General features: G+C 64.1%; 11 protein-coding genes. 5 read left to right on the forward strand and 6 right to left on the reverse strand.

The features are described 5' to 3' along the window. Window positions 1-236: 236 nt before the first annotated feature. Both B0E41_RS21345 and B0E41_RS21350 read right to left on the reverse strand, forming a co-directional pair. A complete protein-coding gene (locus B0E41_RS21345) occupies window positions 237-1,538 on the reverse strand; it encodes an ABC transporter substrate-binding protein (RefSeq protein WP_077334241.1) in 1,302 nt (433 codons plus the stop codon). A 34-nt stretch (window positions 1,539-1,572) separates the two neighbouring features. Further along, window positions 1,573-3,048 (reverse strand): benzaldehyde dehydrogenase, encoded by a 1,476-nt coding sequence (locus tag B0E41_RS21350; RefSeq protein WP_077334243.1) that lies wholly within the window; start codon window positions 3,046-3,048, stop codon window positions 1,573-1,575. A 254-nt stretch (window positions 3,049-3,302) separates the two neighbouring features. On the opposite strand from B0E41_RS21350, the gene B0E41_RS21355 reads away from it, so the two are divergent. Further along, entirely contained in the window at window positions 3,303-5,204 is a 1,902-nt protein-coding gene (locus B0E41_RS21355; RefSeq protein WP_077334245.1) for a sigma-54-dependent Fis family transcriptional regulator, read from the forward strand. Between the two features lie 292 nt (window positions 5,205-5,496). Here the strand turns inward: B0E41_RS21355 and mdeB are convergent, their stop codons facing one another. Next, window positions 5,497-8,103 (reverse strand): alpha-ketoglutarate dehydrogenase, encoded by a 2,607-nt coding sequence (mdeB, locus tag B0E41_RS21360; protein ID WP_077334247.1) that lies wholly within the window; start codon window positions 8,101-8,103, stop codon window positions 5,497-5,499. Between the two features lie 102 nt (window positions 8,104-8,205). On the opposite strand from mdeB, the gene B0E41_RS21365 reads away from it, so the two are divergent. Next, window positions 8,206-8,691, forward strand: a complete 486-nt coding sequence (locus B0E41_RS21365; RefSeq protein WP_077334249.1) for an Lrp/AsnC family transcriptional regulator — start codon at window positions 8,206-8,208, stop codon at window positions 8,689-8,691. A gap of 268 nt (window positions 8,692-8,959) precedes the next feature. Here B0E41_RS21365 and B0E41_RS21370 read toward each other — a convergent pair whose 3' ends face one another. The 3 genes from B0E41_RS21370 to B0E41_RS21380 all read right to left on the reverse strand — a co-directional run bounded on the left by B0E41_RS21370 (window position 8,960) and on the right by B0E41_RS21380 (window position 11,711). Further along, window positions 8,960-9,253, reverse strand: coding sequence for a hypothetical protein (locus B0E41_RS21370; RefSeq protein WP_077334251.1), 294 nt, complete (start codon window positions 9,251-9,253; stop codon window positions 8,960-8,962). Window positions 9,254-9,337: 84 nt separating this feature from the next. Then, the gene (locus tag B0E41_RS21375) at window positions 9,338-9,685 is read right to left on the reverse strand and encodes a DUF2185 domain-containing protein (protein ID WP_077334253.1); all 348 of its coding nucleotides are present in this window, start codon (window positions 9,683-9,685) and stop codon (window positions 9,338-9,340) included. A 1,336-nt stretch (window positions 9,686-11,021) separates the two neighbouring features. Continuing rightward, window positions 11,022-11,711 carry a Crp/Fnr family transcriptional regulator gene (locus B0E41_RS21380; protein ID WP_171984842.1) on the reverse strand — a complete coding sequence of 230 codons (690 nt, stop codon included), beginning with the start codon at window positions 11,709-11,711 and terminating at the stop codon, window positions 11,022-11,024. Between the two features lie 523 nt (window positions 11,712-12,234). Between B0E41_RS21380 and B0E41_RS21385 the strand changes: the two genes are divergently transcribed. The 3 genes from B0E41_RS21385 to B0E41_RS21395 form a co-directional block, all read left to right on the forward strand. Beyond that, a complete protein-coding gene (locus B0E41_RS21385) occupies window positions 12,235-12,909 on the forward strand; it encodes a hypothetical protein (protein WP_143433949.1) in 675 nt (224 codons plus the stop codon). Between the two features lie 6 nt (window positions 12,910-12,915). Continuing rightward, a complete protein-coding gene (locus B0E41_RS21390; protein ID WP_077334259.1) occupies window positions 12,916-13,377 on the forward strand; it encodes a hypothetical protein in 462 nt (153 codons plus the stop codon). Window positions 13,378-13,493: 116 nt separating this feature from the next. Then, on the forward strand, window positions 13,494-18,888 hold a 5,395-nt coding region (locus B0E41_RS21395; protein ID WP_143433950.1), incomplete at its 3' end, for an Ig-like domain-containing protein.

An 18,888-nucleotide genomic window follows, 5' to 3' on the forward strand; every position in this document is an offset into this window, starting at 1 on the left:
GCCACCCTCAGCCATCCGCGCGGGCGGAAACAGTCGAGCGATGAAGCTGCGATTCAGCGAGATCTGTCTTGACTCCTTCCCCCTCTGGGGGAAGGTGGGGATGGGGGCCGTTGCCGCTCTACAAAACTGGCCATTGGCAAGCACGTCCGCGTGCATGCCCCCATCCCAGCCTTCCCCCAGCGGGGGAAGGAGAAAGTCAGGGAACACATTACGTTGAATCGCCCCCGACCAACCCGTCAGCCCTTGCCCATCGCGTAAGCCTTCATCTGTGAAGTCACCGCCACACGCGGGTGGTCCGCGTTGGAGACGATCTCGATGTCGAACTTCGCTTTCGAGCCCGGCTTGGCGCGCACCCACTGCACGCCGACCAGACCGGTGGGGGTGCAGTTGGGCACGGGGCCGGCGGTGAAGTCCACCAGGCCCACGGCGGTCTCGGTTTTCAGCGTGGACAGCGACTTCGCCATCGCCGCGCGGTCCTTGGGGTTGGGGCAGGCGCGCACGGCGGCCAGCGCGGCGTCGAACAGCGAGGCGGTGGCGCCGAGCTGCTGGTTCCAGGCTTTGCCGCTGGCCTTCTCATAGCTGTCTGCCAGCTGCGCACACGACAGGCCGGTGGCCGACGACTGGAACGGGAAGCTGCGGTGCCAGTAGGCCCCGGCGTGCAGGCCGTGGCCCAGCGTGCCCAGCGCGTCCATCTCGGCGGCGAACAGGCCGGCCTTGGCCAGTTGCACGATCTTCATTTGCTGCGCCAGGCCGCGCTGCGCCGCCTGGCGCCAGAACACCGCGAAGTCGGGCGGGAAGGGGAAGGTGTTGAAGATCTCCACGCCTTCCTTCTTGAACAGCGCGATCTGTGCCGAGAAGTCGGCCACGCCGTTCTGGTACGGGCCGGCATCCACCATCGTGAAGCCGGCCTTCTGCAGCGCCGGGATCAGCAGGCCACGGATCGCGTTGCCGTCGGCATCGGCCGGCAGCAACATGCCCACCTTCTTGTTGGTGGCGACCTTGCTCCACTGGTCGGTGTAGAGCTTGGCGAAGTTGCCCACACCGAACGAGAAGTGGTAGGTCCACTTGAACGGCGAAGGCTCGCCCGGCTTGGCGCCGCGACCGAAGTAGAACGCCTCCCACGGCGAGGTGGTGGACAGCGCCGGAATGCCCGCGGCCTCGCAGGCGTCGGCCACCGGGTTCACCGTCTCGGGCGTGGAGGTGGAGAGCACCAGGTCGACCTTGTCGCTGTTGATCAGCTCCTTGGCCACCTGCGCGGCACGCACCGGGTTGGACTGCGTGTCCTTGTGGATGAACTCCACCTTGAGGCGCTTGCCGCCAGCGTCGATGCCGCTGGCCACGTTCTTGCGCACCAGCTCCAGCACATGGCCGTCGCCCTCGCCAAAGATGCCCAGCGGGCCCGAGGTGGGGCTGACCACGCCGATGCGCAGCGTGTCGCTCTGGGCGCGTGCCAGCATGGGCAGCGCCGCGCCAGCGGCGGTGGCCACACCAGCGCGCAGCACCTCGCGGCGGCCAAGGTTCGATTGTGTTTTGTTCATCTTTGTCTCCTCGTTTTGGGTGGATAGCGGGGCTTCAGAACGGGAAGGGTGGAGGGGCGTTCTTCACGGTGATCCACTGCCACTGCGTGTACTCGTCGATGTCGGCCGGGCCGCCCACGCTGCCGCCGTTGCCACCGATACCGGGGCCGCCGAAGGGGTTGGTGCACTCGTCGCAAACGGTCTGGTCGTTGATGTGGACCATGCCGGCGCGCAGGCGCTGGCCGATGGCCAGGGCGCGACCGATCGAGGGGCTGATCACCGCAGCGGCCAGGCCACCCTGGCTGGTGTTGGCCAGTTGCACGGCCTCGTCGTCGGTGCTGAACGTGACCAGGTTGACCACCGGGCCGAAGGGCTCTTCGTCGAACGAGCGGATGCCGGGCTTCACGCCCGAGAGCACGGTCGGCTTGTAGCAAAGGCCCTCGTAGGTGCCGCCGGCTTCGAGCACGGCGCCCTGTTTGATGCTGTCTTGAATGACGTCATCAAAATGCTTCAGTTGCTTGGCGTCGATCATTGGGCCCAGGGCCACCTGACCGCTGGCGCCGTCGCCCACCGGCAGGTGCGTGGCCTTGCCGACCATGCGCGCCTTGAAGCCTTCGGCGATGGACTCGTGCACCAGGATGCGGTTGGAGGCCATGCAAATCTGGCCCTGGTGGAACCAGGCGCCGAACGCGGCGGCACTGGCGGCGGCGTCGAGGTCGGCGTCTTCCAGCACGATCAGGTTGTTGGCGCCGCCCAGCTCCAGCGACACCTTCTTCAGGTGTTCACCGGCCAGCGCGCCGATGCGGCGGCCCACGGCGGGCGAGCCGGTGAAAGCGATCATGGGCACGCGCGGGTCGACCACCAGCGCCTCGCCGGCTTCGGCGTCGCCCGGCAGCACCTGCAGCACACCCTTGGGCAGGCCGGCTTCTTCGAACACGCGGGCGATGATGAAGCCGCCGCTCACCGGGGTGCGCGTGTCGGGCTTGAGCACCACCGCATTGCCCAGCGCCAGCGCCGGGGCCACGGCGCGCAGGCTCAGGATCAGCGGGAAGTTGAACGGCGAGATCACGCCCACCACGCCGTGCGGCACGCGCCGCGCAAACGACAGCCGGCCGGGCCCGCTGGGCAGCACCTGGCCCTGCGCCTGCATCGGCAAGCCGGCGGCGAGGTGGCACAGCGTGATGGACTCGTTCACCTCGTGCTGACCCTTGGGCAGGATGCCGCCGGTTTCACGGGTGACGGTCATGGCCAGCTCGGCGAAGTGCTGCTGGAAGATCGCGGCAGCGCGGTGGAACACGGCCGAGCGTTCGCGCGGGCCCATGGCGGCCCAGGCCGGCTGGGCGGCGTGGGCGCGGTCGATGGCGGCGCGCATGTCGGCTGCGCTGGCAATGCCCACTTGCGAGAGCACCTGGCCAGTGGCCGGCTCCTTCACGTCGCGCACGCCGGTGAGCGTGGTGGACCATGTGCCGTCGAAGGCTTTGCCGGAGGTGAGGCTGCTGTCGAGCCAGACCGGATTTTCGGAAACACCCATTGTTTTGCTCCTGAGGTTGTTGCTGCACACCAGGCGGTGGCTGCGCTCGGTGTTCGCAACGGCTGTACCAGGCACCGCCGCACATGGCCGCTGGAGCCACCGGGAGGGTGGGTTTTTCAGAGGGAAAGATCAGGACTTTCCCTAGGGCGAAAAATGGCCGGATCACCTAGCCTGCGCCCGGCCATTTATTTATGATTGGTAACCAATTTTGATGTTCACGTTTTCACCAGACATCAAAAAATTCACCCAACACCATGCCCAAACAACGGATCTCCCTGGCCGATCTGGCCCGCCTCGCGAACGCCAGCCACGCGGCGTCCGGGCTGGCGCACGAGCGCAGCGCCGGGACGTTCCCCAGTGAGCTCGAGCCGCAGCCCGCTGGGCGGAGGTCCTCCAGTGAGCCGCACCCGCTGGCGGGTTTTGACGCCAACGCCAACGCCATCAGCCAGGCGGCCCACCCCACGGTGGCCGACCTGAGCGAGTGCCTGTTCTTTTCGCCGGGCGATGGCCGCATCTGGCTGCAGGACCAGCGCATGGTGCTGTTGCACTCGGAATCGCTGGGCTCGCTGCGCCGCGAACTCATCGACAGCATCGGCCTGGACAAGGCGCGCGGGCTGCTCACGCGGGCGGGTTATGTGAGCGGTGCGCGCGATGCGCAACTGGTGCGCAAACAGTGGCCCGAAGCCGACCCCACCGCCGCCGCCATGGCGGGCACGCGCCTGCACGCGCTGGAGGGCGTGGTCAAGGTGGAGCTGGTGCACGCCAGCTACGACGCGACCGCCAGCGCGTACGAGGGCGAGTTTCTCTGGCACAACTCCAGCGAAGACGACGAACACATCGCCGCCTACGGCGTGGGCGGGTCGCCGGCCTGCTGGATGCAGGTGGGCTATGCCACCGGCTACGTCAGCACGCTGTTCGGTCACCTGGTCGTCTTTCGAGAGGTGAGCTGCCGCTCGTCGGGCGACGCCCATTGCCGTGTGATCGGCAAGTCCGTCGACCTGTGGGACGACGTGCAGCAAGACCTGCGTTACCTGAACGCGCAGGCCTTTGTGGGCAGCACCGCGGCAGCCGAGAATGGGGTGGTGCCGGTGGCCGATCTGGAGGCCTACGCGGCCGCCAACCCCGGGCCGGACCAGACCATGGTCGGCGCCTCGTCCGCGTTCAACGCGGCCTGCCACATGCTCCAGCGCGTGGCGCCCACCACCGCCACCGTGCTCTTCACCGGCGAGTCCGGCGTGGGCAAAGAGATGTTCGCCAGCACCCTGCACCGCATCAGCCCGCGCGCCGCTCAGCCCTTCGTCGCGATCAACTGCGCGGCCATTCCCGAGACCCTGATGGAGTCGGAGCTGTTTGGCGTGGAGCGCGGCGCATACACCGGCGCGGGCACGTCACGCGCCGGGCGCTTTGAGCGGGCCCACGGCGGCACGCTGTTTCTCGACGAAGTTGGCACCCTGAGTTTTGTGGCACAGGGCAAGCTGCTGCGCGCGCTGCAGGAAGGGGAGGTGGAGCGCGTGGGCGGCAGCAAGACCATCGCCGTGGACGTGCGCGTGATCGCGGCGACCAACGTGGACCTGCGCCAGGCGGTTCGCGAGGGGCGGTTCCGCGAAGACCTGTTCTTCCGCCTGAACGTGTTCCCCATCCACCTGCCCCCGCTGCGCGACCGGCGCGACGACGTTCCGCTGCTGATGGGCCACTTCCTGGCGCACTACAACAAACGGCACCGCCGCAGCGTGGCGGGCTTCAGCCAGGCCGCCGTGAAGGCCATGTACAACTACGCTTTCCCCGGCAACATCCGCGAGCTGCAGAACCTGGTGGAGCGCGGCGTGATCCTCGTGGGCGACGGCGAGGCGATCGAGGTGCACCACCTCTTCAGCAGCGGCGAGTCGCTGGCACAGGACGTGCTGTCGCTGGCGTGGCGCGATGGGGGTCCGGCCACGCTGAGCCTGCTGGGCGCCCGCCCGGCGCCCGCACCAGACGCGGCGTCGGGCACGGCACCAGGCGCTTCGCAGGGCGGTCCGCTGGAGCAGGCCGAACTGGCCCTGCTGCGCCAGGCCATCAGGCGCTGTGGGGGCAACCTGTCGGCCGCAGCACGCGAGCTCGGGGTCAGCCGCGCGACGGTGGCGTATCGGGCGAAGAAGTTCGGTCTGGCGGTTTGACGCCTGGGTCCTGATCTCAGCGAGCCTGCCTTCACTCCCTCGCCCCTCTGGGGAGAGGGCTGGGGTGAGGGGCAGGCATGAGGTCATCCCCCCGCGCCGCCTTCGGCGTCACCCCCCTGGAAGGGGGGCGCACCCAGTGGCCCGGCAAAGCCGGTTCCACGGGTGCTCTGGATGGGGCGCGCTCGCTCCACCTCCATTCGCGAGCGCGGTGTCTTACTCCCTCGCCTCTCTGGGGAGAGGGCTGGGGTGAGGGGCTGCTGCGCGCAGTCACCCCGCCCATGGCAAACCGCGATCAGACCGCAGACGATCTCACTGCCCCCAGCGCCGCCTTCACGATGCTCGCCGCATCGACCTGAAAGTACGCACGCAATGCCGCACGCGTGTCGCTGCGGCCAAAGCCGTCAGTGCCCAGGGTGGCGTAGCGCCGGCCCTCAGGCATGAAGGCGCGTACGCTCTCGGGCACGGCGCGCACGTAGTCGGTGGCGGCCACGATGGTGCCGGCGCTGCTGGCCAGCAATTGCGTCAGGTACGCACCGGCTCCGCTCGCAGCCTGCGCCACCCCATCCCGCGCCAGCTCGCTCCAACTGGTGATGCTGAACACGTCCACCCCCACACCTTGCTCAGCCAACTGCTGCGCAGCTTTGACCACCTCGGTGAAGATCGCGCCCGAGCCGAGCAGGGTCACGCGCTGTGCGGCATCCGCCGGTCCGAAGCGGCCGAAGCGGTAGCCACCCTTCAAGACCCCCTCAGCCGCGCCCTCGGGCAGGTCCGGGTTGGCATAGTTCTCGTTCATGAGCGTGACGTAATAAAACACGTCCTTCTGCTCCACCAGCATCTCGCGCATGCCAGCGTCCACGATCACGGCCAACTCGCCCGCGAAGGCCGGGTCGTAGGCCTTGCAGTTGGGAATGGTGGCCGCGACCAGGTGGCTGCTGCCGTCCTGGTGCTGCAGGCCTTCGCCGCCCAGCGTGGTGCGGCCCGAGGTGGCGCCGAGCAGGAAGCCGCGCGAGCGCTGGTCCGCCGCGGCCCAGATCGCGTCGCCCACGCGCTGGAAGCCGAACATGGAGTAGTAGATGTAGAACGGCAGCATGGCCAGGCCGTGCACGCTGTAGCTGGTGGCCGCCGCCGTCCAGCTCGCCAGCGCGCCGGCCTCGCTGATGCCTTCTTCCAGAATCTGGCCTTCCAGCGCCTCGCGGTAGCTGAGCACCGAGCCAATGTCTTCCGGCGCGTAGCGCTGGCCCACGCTGCTGTAGATGCCGACCTGCTTGAACAGGTTGGCCATGCCGAAGGTGCGCGCCTCGTCGGCCACGATGGGCACGATGCGCGGGCCGAGCGCCGGGTCTTTCAGCAGCGTGCCGAGCATGCGCACGAAGGCCATGGTGGTGCTCATCTCCTTGCCATCGGCCTTGAGGGCGAACTGCGCGTAGGCGTCGATGGCTGGCACCGGCACCACCTCACACGCGGTCTCGCGCCGGGGCATGGCGCCGCCCAGCGCCGTCCGGTGCTCGCGCAGGTAGCGCATCTCGGCGCTGTCGTCGGCGGGCTTGAAGAAGGCCAGGCCCTTGGTCTGCTCGTCGGTCAGCGGCAGGTTGAAGCGGTTGCGGAATTGAATCAGGTCGGTCTCGTCGAACTTCTTCTGGCTGTGCGTGGTCATCTTGCCCTGACCGGCCGCGCCCATGCCGTAGCCCTTCTTGGTCTGCGCCAGGATCACGGTGGGCTGGCCGGTGTGCGCGGCTGCGGCGGCATACGCGGCGTGGATCTTCACCAGGTCGTGGCCACCGCGCTTCAAGCGGTCGATCTGCTCGTCCGTCATGCCCTGGGCCAGCGCCGCGAGTTCGGGGTTCTGGCCGAAGAAGTTGTCGCGGTTGAAGCGGCCGTCTTTGGCGGCGAAGGTCTGCATCTGGCCGTCCACCGTGTTGGCGAAGGCGCGCACCAGGGCGCCGGTGGTGTCGCGCGCGAACAGGCCGTCCCAGTCGCTGCCCCACACCAGTTTGATCACGTTCCAGCCCGCGCCGGCAAACAGCTTTTCCAGCTCGTCGATGATGCGGCCGTTGCCGCGCACCGGGCCGTCCAGCCGCTGCAGGTTGCAGTTGACCACCCAGACCAGGTTGTCCAGCTTCTCGCGCGCGGCCAGCGTGAGCGCGCTCATGCTCTCGGGCTCGTCCATCTCGCCGTCGCCGAACACGCCCCACACTTTGCGGCCTTCACAGTTCAACAACTGCCGGTGCGTGAGGTAGCGCATGAAGCGCGCGTGGTAGATCGAGCTGATGGGGCCGATGCCCATGGAGCCGGTGGGGAACTGCCAGAAGTCGGGCATCAACCAGGGGTGCGGGTAGCTGGAGAGGCCACGCGAGCCGCTGGCCGGTGCGGTGATCTCTTGGCGGTAGTGCAGCAAGTCGGCCTCGCTCAGGCGGCCTTCGAGGAAAGCGCGGGCGTAGACGCCGGGCGCGCTGTGCGGCTGGAAGAACACGAGGTCGCCGCCGTGGCTGTCGCTGCGCGCGTGGAAGAAGTGGTTGAACCCGGTCTCAAACAAGTCGGCCGCACTCGCGTAGCTGGCAATGTGCCCGCCGAGTTCACCATACGCCTGGTTGGCGCGCACCACCATGGCCAGCGCGTTCCAGCGCATCAGCGAGGCCAGGCGCTCCTCCACCGCGAGGTCGCCGGGGAAGGCGGGCTGCTCTTCCACCCCGATGGTGTTGATGTAGGGCGTGTTCAGCTCGGGCTGCCAGCCGATGCGCTGGTTTCGTGCCACGCGGGCCAGCTCGTCGAGGATCTGGCGCACACGCGCCGGGCCATCGCTGGCCGCCAGCGACAGCAGGGCGTCACGCCACTCCTGGGTTTCGTCGGGGTTGGTGTCGGCGTTGGCGGTCAGATGCCAAGCGGGGGTCATGTTGTTCATGGCGAAGGTCTCCTGATGGCGTGACTGTAGGCACAAGGCGCAGGCAGTTGGTGTGGATTTGTGGGGTGTTGTGGCAGATGTGACCCATAAAATGCCGCTGAAATGAACAACCAAAGCACAAACCACCTCGACGCCACCGATCTGAGGATTCTGGAAGAGCTCCAGACCGACGCCAGCCTGTCCAACGTGGAGCTCGCCCGGCGCGTGCACCTCTCGCCCTCGCCCTGCCTGGCGCGGGTGCGTGCGCTGGAGGCGCGGGGCCTGATCCGGCAGTACGTGGCGCTGCTCGACGCGAAGCAGCTGGGCCTGCACCTCAACGTGTTCATCTCCATCAGCCTCAAGCAGCAGAGCCGCGAGACGCTGCAGGCCTTTGAAGAGCGCATCACCCTGCGCGACGAGGTGATGGAGTGTTACCTCATGACCGGCGACGCCGACTACCTGCTGCGCGTGGCCGTGCCCGACATGCCCGCGCTGGAGCGCTTCATCCTGGAACAGATTTCACCGATTGCGCAGGTGGAGAAGATCCGCTCCAGCTTTGCGCTCAAGCAGGTTCGGTACAAGACGGCGTTGCCGCTGCATGCGGCTTGAGTGACCTGTCCCTCCCCCTCTGGGGGAGGGCTGGGGTGGGGGCCTGCGGCTGGAGCAGAGGCGCTTCTTCTGTGCGGTGTCATTGACTTGCCCTACACCAGCCGTACCAGCCTGAAGTTGGCGAAGTTCGTCAACCACCAAAGGGCGGCTTCATGGCGCTGCCTTGTACTCACGCTGCCGGCCAGGAGCCGCCGGATGGCCAAGGGAAAAGCAGTCGCTCAACGACTAAGGCCAGCGGACGCCGCAGACGATCCGATGGGCCGGCATGTTAAGCCTCGAACTCGGCATGATCAGCCTGCATCTTTTCAATCCACTCGGCCTCGCTTGCAAACATCGAAAAGGTAGGCCAGCGAACATCTGTCTCGACCTGAAAGGTCAGATGAACAGCCGCGAGGCGACCCGTTCCATCTTGCAGAGCAAAGAGCACGTCGTCCTTATCGTCTCGGTACCCCAGGGCGGTGACCGGAATGCCGTGCAAAGTATGCCCTTTCGGCACTTCCCTTTTCAATTCAGCGACAAGCGCAGCGTCCTTCTTCTCGTACCAAGGCGCGAGGAACTTCATAGAGGTTTAACGTTGCCGCTGTTCGGCACAAAGCAAGCGCCGCACAGCGGCATCCAGCTGCTGCGTGTGCGCGACGAGCAACAGTTATGCGTCGGGATCACTCGGTGCTGCCTCTTCAATAAATTCACCATTCTCTGCTTTCGCGAACGCAGAGCCAACTGAAGCAGTCAAGTGCTTTGCAATGCTTGCGTCATAGTTGGCGATCGTGTTCACGTCATATATTGAAAGATGATCTGGATTGTCTAGATACTCTTGTGTTTCAAGGCCAGAAAGAAACCGCCAGCCGCTGTCCAGCTCGTTGTCTGGCGCCTCTCGATACATGAAACCAACCTTGCGCCCCTCAACAGTTATGTGATCTGAGGCAAAGCACGATCCGAATCCGGTAGCTACTGGTCCGATCTCATCGGCGCTCAGTTTAAATTTTTTGTTCATTCGCAAGCTTGTTCTGCAGACGTATAACGAGTAAGGCCAGCGGAGGCCGCAGGCCGTCCGATGGGCCGACATGTTAAACATGACGCTCCACCACTAGCGCAAGATCGTATTCGCGAGGAGCTTTGGCGGAGATGGTTAAGCGAACGCCCTGACCGAGCAACCTAAACGCTGATGGCCCAACCCAGTACGACTGCACTCGCTTGAAGTGCTTTCCAATTGCATAAGCGAAAGTGCGGTGAAGCACAACTGCCACCTCATCCTGGGAGGCCGTACCGACTACACCAGGGAGCAACACAGTATTGCTGACCATACCCCCAGGGCGGAGCGTGATACTTGACGGATTCTTGAGCGCATCGATTGCGTACAAAGTCCCGCCTTTACGTTGTGGGACCGATCGTGCCTCAACTTCGAGACTGGCAGGCGTGACCAGATACCCATCATCTTTGCAATGCTTGCTGGCTGTGAGCACAGCGCCAAGGTCGATTTGCACCGGTGTAGAGGATGCAAATAGCCCAGCCGCGAAGTATTTGATCGCATGCTTGCGTTCTACTTGCTCAAGGACTGGAATCAAGTCCACGTTTGAAGCGAAGAAGTTGCACTGCATGGGGAGAAGTGATGTTTAAGTTTGATCTAAAGGGCAAGGCGCCGGATACCCACAACCGCTGCCGTAAAACAAAGTCTCATGACATTCCCAAAGTGCGTTTGTAATCAACTCAGTAGCGTCACACACCGGTTGAATGAACAGGTTTAACAGATCCGACAAACCCGACTGGACTCTCTGTGCCTGAGCGGCTTGACAGATCGGGCGCGCGAGCCGTTGGGCAGTTTACTGGGAAGCACGCAGTTGCAGCGTCAGAACCTGCCGACCGCTGCAACCGGGATGGCTGCAATGAGGGCCACTGCCGGACGACCGCAACGGGTCGCGAGCACCAGTTCGCAACTGGGGGCAGCGGACGTTCAAGATGAAGTTCCGTTCGGGCATGGTCCGATGTCGGCCATGCAACTCAAACCGACCATCGTTCCTGCGAGGATCGCTGTCGTCTCGGACGACCGCTGCTGGACACAGCCCCTGTCAGGTCGCGTTGCGCTCACTGCCGAGGAGCCAGTCAGGCACACGCATCGCTGAGCACGCTGGGCCTGAAAAGCATGGCTCAAAGTCTTTGGCGCGAGGGGGCGTATGGGCAGGCGTGGCCCCTCACCCCAGCCCTCTCCCCAGAGGGGCGAGGGAGTGAAGGCACGTCCTGCCCCGTGAAGTCACCTGCAACGGTGGCCTGCCGGGCCAGGAAGTTCGGGGTCGAGGTTTGATCACCGGCCCCGCACGGGGCGTGATGGAGCATCAACTGGGTGTGGCATCAGGGGCTTGCGATCCAGGGCCGTGCAATTCCACGATGCCGTAGGTGCGAGAAATCAGGCCTGCGTCTTCCAGGGATTTCAGCGCCCGGTTCACGCTCTGCCTGCTCACGCCCATCATCTGGGCGATCACTTCTTGAGGCACCCGCACCCGTTTCTTGGGCGTTGTTCGGCTTCCGTACCCCGAAGCGATGCGCTCCAGCCGCTTGAGAATTCGCTGATCCAGCGTCAGGAGTGACACCTCCTGAAGCGCGTCCAACGCCACCCTCAGCTTGCTGCAGGCCAGGACACCGATGTCCCTCCAGCACAGGGGGTGCGCGTTGAGCCAGGGCTCCAATGTTTCACCTGCAACGCACAGGACTTTGGAGTCTTCATTGGCGTGCGCAGTGAAGTGCCTCGGCCCACGGTCAATGGTCGCTATCTCTCCAAACCATTGGCACGGTTCAACCTGTGACAGCACGGCCACCTTGCCCTCCTTGCTCACGTTGCTCACCAGCAGCGCACCTTCGAGGACGCAGTACAAGCCGCTGCCACCCTCCCCCAGATGAAAGACCGCTTCCCCCTGTGTCAGCTGCACGGGCCTCGACAACTGCATCAGCGCCGTCTGCAGTTCGACCGGGCAGGATCGGTACCAGCGGTCTGAACTGAGGGTTCGATGAAGCGTGACGGTTTTCATAAAGACACCGAGATTCGGAGAAATGTATGCAAATGTAGTTGGCATCCGTTCACAGAGTGTCAAATGTTTGACACTCCGATGGAATCGATTGCATCAAAGTCCTGTCGACAGACAACTGGATGCAATGTGCTTTCGAAACTTTGCATGTTGCTGGTTCCAGTGAACGCGTGACAACCGGGGTGTTCCCTCCGCTTTTCCCCCTTACGAACATGGCCTATCGATCATGAGCACCTCGCCCTGCGTTCCGCGCACCGTTGCGCTCCCTGTCTCGCCTGCCAGCGTGTTGGTTCTTGGAAATGGTGCGTCTGCTGTGCAACTGGGCCGAGCACTGCAGTCACAGGGCGTGCAAGTCAGCTTCGCTTCCGACCTGGAGTGCCACTGCGAGAGGCCGAAGGCTCGGTGTTCGGTTTGCAGAGGGGTCGCCAGTGCCGACCTGGTCCTGTTTGGCGTGGAGCCGGACCAAGCGCTCCCCATGGCGCGGCAGCTGCAGGGGCGGGTTCCTGTGGGCACGCCGGTGGTGGCCATGCTGCCGGGCATCCGTCGACTGACATGGGCCGCCCATGCCGCGCCTGGGTTGCACTGGGTTCGGTGTGTCGTCAGACATACCGGGTGGTCGGATCCCACGAAAAACGCCGTTGCGGCCGATCGGCCTTGTTTGTACCTGTCGGAAAACATCCGCGTGCGGCGCTGGCGAGCCAGTCTGGAGCGTGCAGGCTACTCGGTGGATTTTCGGCATGACATGGGCGCTGTGTTGTGGGGCCAAGCGCTCCTGCAGCTGGCCTCATTGATGGCGCTCGCGTCGGAGCAGTCCTATCCGCAGTTGTTGAAGGACCGTTCAGGGCGGACCGGACTGTCCCAACTGTGGGAGGAGGCGCTGAGGCTCTTGAACATGTCGGGGATCGATCCGATGCCCATGCTGGGCGTTCCTTGGCGAGTGGCCCCGCTGATGCTGAAGGTGAGCGATGCCCCTTTTGCGTGGTTGGCCACCAGGCACTTCCTGGCCGTGGAACGCGAGGTCGAGGGGCTGATCCCATTGGACGGGCATGCCCTGGAAATGGCGGTGGACGCCAGCTGCGGCGAGGTCATGCGACTGGCGCTGGGCCTTGGGGAGGACGCGCCTTGCGCCGTGGGTCTGGCCCAACAGCTCAGGGCCGCCAACAACTTTTTTGCCAGCCCACTTGAACTTCACTCGGTCTAGATTGTGATGAACACGCCTGTCAAACTGCCCTCGCTGCGCAAGAACGCGACCTTGGACGACTGTCCCCGCTTTGCCACCCGCACCGAGACGATCGAGCGGCTGGAAGGCGACTTGGACAGCCTGGTCGTGGGTGTCCTGGATGACCTCAGCTATGAAATCATCAAGGCCTACCGGTATTCACCCCCCAAGGGGTTTCTGGAGTGGATCGGCACGTCGGCCACCAATGGCATTCGCAGGCTGGTCAGGGTGGTGTATTCGAGTGATGAGCCGATCTGGATGCTCTCACAGGAGCTGGGCATCAACAACCAGCTGGACGTGATCAGGTTCCTGGCGTCTTGTTGGTTGCTGCCCCAGATGGAGCACAGATTCGGCCCAGTGCCGGAGACGGTTTGCACCGTGCTTTTCGATTTGATTGCCTCCACCAAGCGGCGAAGCCCGGAACCGGCCCGGAACTGCGATGCTTTTTGATGGATCGCCGAAGAACGCTCCGCCTACGCTCCCAGATCAACCCCCGATGAGGGCGGAAGTCTTGGTGCGCGGCTGTCTGATGCCCCAACCAATGCCCAATTGAGACGCCTTTCAACATGAACAAGTCATACCAGTCGATCTGGAACGAATCATTGGGTGCGTACGTGGCCGCCTCAGAGCAAACGAGCGGATGCGGGCGCTCCACGCGGACACGCACGACCGTGATGGCGTCACCGGTTCGCGCCTCGAGCCACGCGATGTTGCTGGAGCAGCGCATTGTGTTTGATGCGGCCGTGTTGGGGACCGTGATCGAAGTTTCCGACGAGGGCTCAGCGGCCGACCTCCCCGATGAGCCAGCCGTGGGTGCCGATGATCCCGCTGAGTCCGGGGATGAACGTGTGGGCGATGTCGAGCAGGGCGTTGTGAATGAGCCGGCAGAAGGCGTCGAGACAGGAGAAGACGATCCGGCCTCAACCACTGACGATGCAGAAGAGGTCACCGAGGCGCAGGACAGCGAAGACGCGACATCGGACGGGGGGCCGGATGTGGCCGCGACCAGCGAGGAAGACACACCGGTGGCGGACGAGCAGGCCACGGTGACTGAGACGGTGGAGGATGAGGACCAGTCCACGACCTCTGACACGGCAGAAGAAGTCACCGAGTCGTCGGTTCGGCGGGAGGTCATTTTTGTCGACGCGGCCGCTGTCGACCTTCTGGATGAGCTGGATCTGACAGCGTCCGAAGTCTGGGTTCTGGACGGCGCTTCAGACGGCGTCGAGCAAATGGCCAGCCTTCTTCAGGGGCGCACCGGCATCGATGCCATCCACATCCTGAGCCACGGCAGCGACGGCCAGTTGGAGCTGGGGAATGGGGTATTGAACCTGTCTTCCGTGTCCGGTGAATACGCGGACGAACTGACGGTGATCAGGTCGGCACTGTCGGCAGAAGCCGACCTGCTGCTCTACGGGTGCGATGTGGCGCAGACGGGCGACGGTCAGGCGTTTGTGCAGGCCTTGGCTGAAGCGACCGGTGCCGATGTGGCTGCCTCCATGGACGATACCGGTGCTCTGGCTCGGGGGGGCGACTGGCAACTCGAATACCAGGTTGGTGAGGTTGAAGCCGAAGGGCTGGCGGCCGACGACTGGGATGGCTTGCTGGCCACGACAGTGCTCCCCCAGACGTTGAGCTTCACCGACGTTGCCACCCTCAACGGTATCGTGTTCACCGGAGTCGTCACGGTGGTTGCGGGCGATGTGGTCCGGTTTGAGAACGTGTTCACCATTCAAGGGCAAGCGGTGGATCTGCTGCTGACCGTGCTCTCGGTCGAGAACGTGACGAATGGAGCGTCGGTCAGCGATGTTGCCGGCATTTTCTTCGAATCGTCTGCAAACATCGATCCCAGGATCGAGGTTCAGTTCTCGTTTGTTGAGGCTGGAACCAGCGACCTATTTGCCCTGCCGAGCACAGGCCGGTTCGTGTTCAATGACGTCGACAGCCAAGACACCTTCGACATGACCGAGTTGGTGGGCATGTCGCCCGATTTCTCTTCGGTGGTGATCGGCGACGACCTGGAGTCTGGCGGCTTTTCGAACACCCCCAATCCAGCGGGGTACGACTTCTATCGCGTGGACCCCACCGTCGCGGGAGATCCAACCAACTGGCTCGACGAGGTCAACGTGTTTGGCGATCCTGCGGCCAACACGGTCACAGCCTACACAAGCACAGGCTTCAGTTCGGCGCAGTTCGTCTATGGTTCGACCGGGACCGATGCCGTTGCGAGGCCCAGGGGCATCAACCTGGGCAGCTTTCTGCTGGACTCTTTTGTCACCAACGACGCCCCTGTCGATGGTGACGAAAGCAACACCGTGACCGAGGACACGACGCTGACGGTCGCCGATGGCGATGCCGACGACCTGTTGGCCAACTCCAGCGATGGCGACAGCGACACCCTCACCATCACCCAATACACCGTGGCTGGCGATGCCACCGTACACGCGGCCGGCAGCACGGCCACCATCGGCGGCGTGGGCGCATTGACCATCAACGCCAATGGCAGCTACAGCTTTGCGCCAGTGGCCAACTACGTCGGGTCCATCCCGGTAGCGACCTACACGCTGTCAGACGGGACGGTCACAGACACCTCGACATTGACGCTGGACATCAGTCCCGTCAACGACCCCCCGGTGGCGGTGGACGAGTCGATCACGGTGACCGAAGACACGCCGTTCACCTCGGTGGTCGATCTGGACGCCAACGACACCGAACTGGACGGCGGCACCCTGACGGTGGTGCCGGGCACGTTCACGACCACCCAAGGCGGCAGCATCGTGATCGCGGCCAACGGCAGCTACACCTACACGCCCCCGGCCAGCTTCTCCGGCAGCGACAGCGTTGCCTATAACGTGACCGATGGCACAGCCTCGGACACGGGCATTCTGAACATCACCGTCATTGCCGACTTCGACGGTGATGGCGTCAACGACGACGACGACGACATCGACGACGACGACGACGGCATCATCGATTCGGTGGAGGCAGGGACCCCCCTTGTCGCCATGGTGTCTCCCACCACGGTGCAGGCCGACGTGCTGGAAAACGCGCCATTCAGCCACACCTTCACACTCGACCCCCCGGGCTCAGCCACCCTCCCGAACGGTGGTGTCACTGTGAGCGTGCTGTCGGGTGACGTGGTGGGTGGCGACCAGTGGCGGGGGTTTCAGCCACCCATCACCTCGATGACGGTCGAGATGTATGGCGCCTCCGTGACCATGCCGACGCAGTACCTGGACGTGATCGGCTCGATTCCGCGCGTGATCGAGATCGACTACGGCGCGACGGCCGACAGCCTCAATACCGCTGATCATGAATACCACTTCGTGATCGGTATCGCCGGACTGGCGCAGGAGTTCGGCGGAACGGCGTTCACCACCATCACGTCCAGCACCAACCTCACCGTCCTGGCCAACGCAGACGTCTTTGGATCCAACCAGTATTCCCTGCTTGATGGGGTGGAATCCACCACGCCGGGCATGACGGGCACCGTTGTCAGCTCCAACCTGTCTACCGTGGCGAACGGCTACACCTTCTACGAGATCACCGGGGACATATCCAGCTTCACACTGACCTACACCGGCAACGACCCGCACGGTCTGGTGTTCGGGGTGGTGGCGGTTCCGCTGGGCACCTCCCGGGACATCGATGCCGACGACGACGGCATCACGGACAACGTCGAGGCACAAACCACAGCGGGATACATCGCTCCCTCGGGCACCGACAGTGATGGCAACGGACTGGATGACATTTACGAAAGCTCACCGGGCGCTGGCGAGGGATTGACCCCGGTCGACACCGACGGTGACACCGCGGAGGACTATCTCGACTCCGACAGCGACGCCGACGGCACGGCGGATGTGGCCGAGCGTGGAGACGGTGGCCCGACCTCTGTCACCAGCACCACCGATACAGACGGGGATGGCCTGTTCGACACATTTGAAGGGAGCGATGTCAACGATGGCGTCGACCCCAACGACGAAAACCTGACGGGCACCACCTTCAATCTGGAAGGTGTTCCTGCGTTGGCGGCCGATGGCTCCAATGCGGTTCCGTTGACGACAGACTTGTTGTTCAGGGATGTCAACGACGCACCGGTGGCGGTCGACGATGCGATCACGGTCCCCGAAGACACGCCGTTCACCTCGGTTGTCGATCTGGACACCAACGACACCGATCTGGATGGCGACAGCTTGACGGTGGTGCCCGGCACCTTCCCGACGGCGCAGGGCGGCACGATCGTGATCGCCGCCAATGGCAGCTACACGTACACGCCGCCAGTGGGCTACAACGGGACGGATTCGGTGAACTACACCGTCACCGACGGCACAGCCTCCGACGTGGGCACGCTGAACATCACGGTCGGACCGGGCAACGTACCGGAAACCCATGCGCCGCCCATCGCCTCCACCACCGAGGACACACCTGTGGTGTTCTCCAGTGCCAACGGCAACGGCATTTTCATCACCGACCCTGACAACACCGATGCCGTGGTCGAGGTAAGACTTGAAATCCCTGGCGACATCGGCAGCTTGCAGCTCTCGGGCACCGCGGGTCTGATCAGCGTCAGCGGCAATGGCAGCAACCAGATCATCCTGACCGGAACGATCACTTCGGTGAATGCGGCCTTGAACGGGCTCACGCTCACTCCAACGGCCGACTACAACAGTGCGACCACGGCCGACCTGGTTGTCACGCTCAAGCGACCCCTGGACCTGGGGTTCATCAACCCCGGTTTTGAGAATCCAGATTTCGCAGACCTCAACGCCTTCCATTCGTTGAACGAAACGCTGGTTCCAGGCTGGGACACGTCAGCCAGCGACAACATGATCGAAATCTGGGACGCCGGTCACAATGGCGTGGAAGCTTTTGAGGGCGACCAGTTTGCGGAGCTCAACGCCAACCTGGTGTCCACCCTGTCGCAAACCTTCACCCCCTCCATCTCAGGCGGGGACCTTGAGTTGTCTTTTTCACACCGAGGCCGTTCAGGTGACGACACCATGAACGTCAGCGCCATCGATCTGGGTGCGGATGGCGTGCTGGGAGGAGGCGACGACACCGTGTTGTTCAGTCAGAACTACACCACCGGCAATACCGCCTGGCAGCAGTACCAAGCCAATCTGGGACCGGTCACTGGCCATGCCGTGATCCTTCAGTTCAACAGTGTCAGTGCGGCGGGTGGCAATCCCACCTTTGGCAACTTCCTTGATGCGATCAACGTCTCCGGCTCTGCGACCACCACCGACATCGTGCAAGTCACGATCACGCCGGTCCGGGACACCGTCACCGACAACGTCAGTACCAACGAAGAAACACCCATCACATTCAATGTACTGACGGGCGGTGCCAATGCGGACAACTTTGAAGGTTCGCCGATCGTCTCCAGCAACACGAACCCCAGCCATGGCAGCCTGGTGTTGGGCGCGAACGGTGAGTTCACCTACACACCCGATCCGAACTACACCGGCCCAGACAGCTTCACTTACACCGTCACCAGCCCTAGCGGCGTAACGGAAACTGAAATCGTCAACATCAATGTGGTTGGTGTGAACGAACCACCTGATGCGGTGAATGACGCGCAGGCGGTGGTGCCCGAAGTGCCGACGGTGGTGAACCTGTTGGACAACGACACCGACCCCGAAGGAGGCCCGCTGACGGTGACGGTGGCCACGCTGGCCGACCCCGCGCTGGGCACGCTGAGCAATGTGGGCGGTGTGTGGACCTTCACCTCGGCCCCGGGTGTCTCCGGACCGGTGGTGATCAACTACACCATCGTGGACCAGGACGGTGCGAGCGACAGCGCGACACACACGGTCAACGTGGCGAACCAGCCACCGGCGCCCGCGCCCCAGCCGGCGCCGCCACCGGCGCCCGCGCCTGCGCCTGCACCCGCTCCCGTGCCACTTCCGGAAGATCCGTCCCCACCGCGTGAGGGCACACCGGTCCCGGTCACTCCGCCAC

This window comes from Hydrogenophaga sp. A37 (assembly GCF_002001205.1).
Taxonomy (GTDB): Bacteria; Pseudomonadota; Gammaproteobacteria; order Burkholderiales; family Burkholderiaceae_C; genus Hydrogenophaga.

Excerpts from the sequence above, each read along its gene's own strand:
- mdeB (WP_077334247.1), bottom strand. The coding sequence starts at position 8,103 with ATGAACAACATGACCCCCGCTTGGCATCTGACCGCCAACGCCGACACC.
- B0E41_RS21345 (WP_077334241.1), bottom strand. The coding sequence starts at position 1,538 with ATGAACAAAACACAATCGAACCTTGGCCGCCGCGAGGTGCTGCGCGCT.
- B0E41_RS21370 (WP_077334251.1), bottom strand. The coding sequence starts at position 9,253 with ATGAAGTTCCTCGCGCCTTGGTACGAGAAGAAGGACGCTGCGCTTGTC.
- B0E41_RS21390 (WP_077334259.1), top strand. The coding sequence starts at position 12,916 with ATGAACACGCCTGTCAAACTGCCCTCGCTGCGCAAGAACGCGACCTTG.
- B0E41_RS21365 (WP_077334249.1), top strand. The coding sequence starts at position 8,206 with ATGAACAACCAAAGCACAAACCACCTCGACGCCACCGATCTGAGGATT.
- B0E41_RS21350 (WP_077334243.1), bottom strand. The coding sequence starts at position 3,048 with ATGGGTGTTTCCGAAAATCCGGTCTGGCTCGACAGCAGCCTCACCTCC.
- B0E41_RS21385 (WP_143433949.1), top strand. The coding sequence starts at position 12,235 with ATGCTGCCGGGCATCCGTCGACTGACATGGGCCGCCCATGCCGCGCCT.
- B0E41_RS21380 (WP_171984842.1), bottom strand. The coding sequence starts at position 11,711 with ATGAAAACCGTCACGCTTCATCGAACCCTCAGTTCAGACCGCTGGTAC.
- B0E41_RS21355 (WP_077334245.1), top strand. The coding sequence starts at position 3,303 with ATGCCCAAACAACGGATCTCCCTGGCCGATCTGGCCCGCCTCGCGAAC.
- B0E41_RS21375 (WP_077334253.1), bottom strand. The coding sequence starts at position 9,685 with ATGAACAAAAAATTTAAACTGAGCGCCGATGAGATCGGACCAGTAGCT.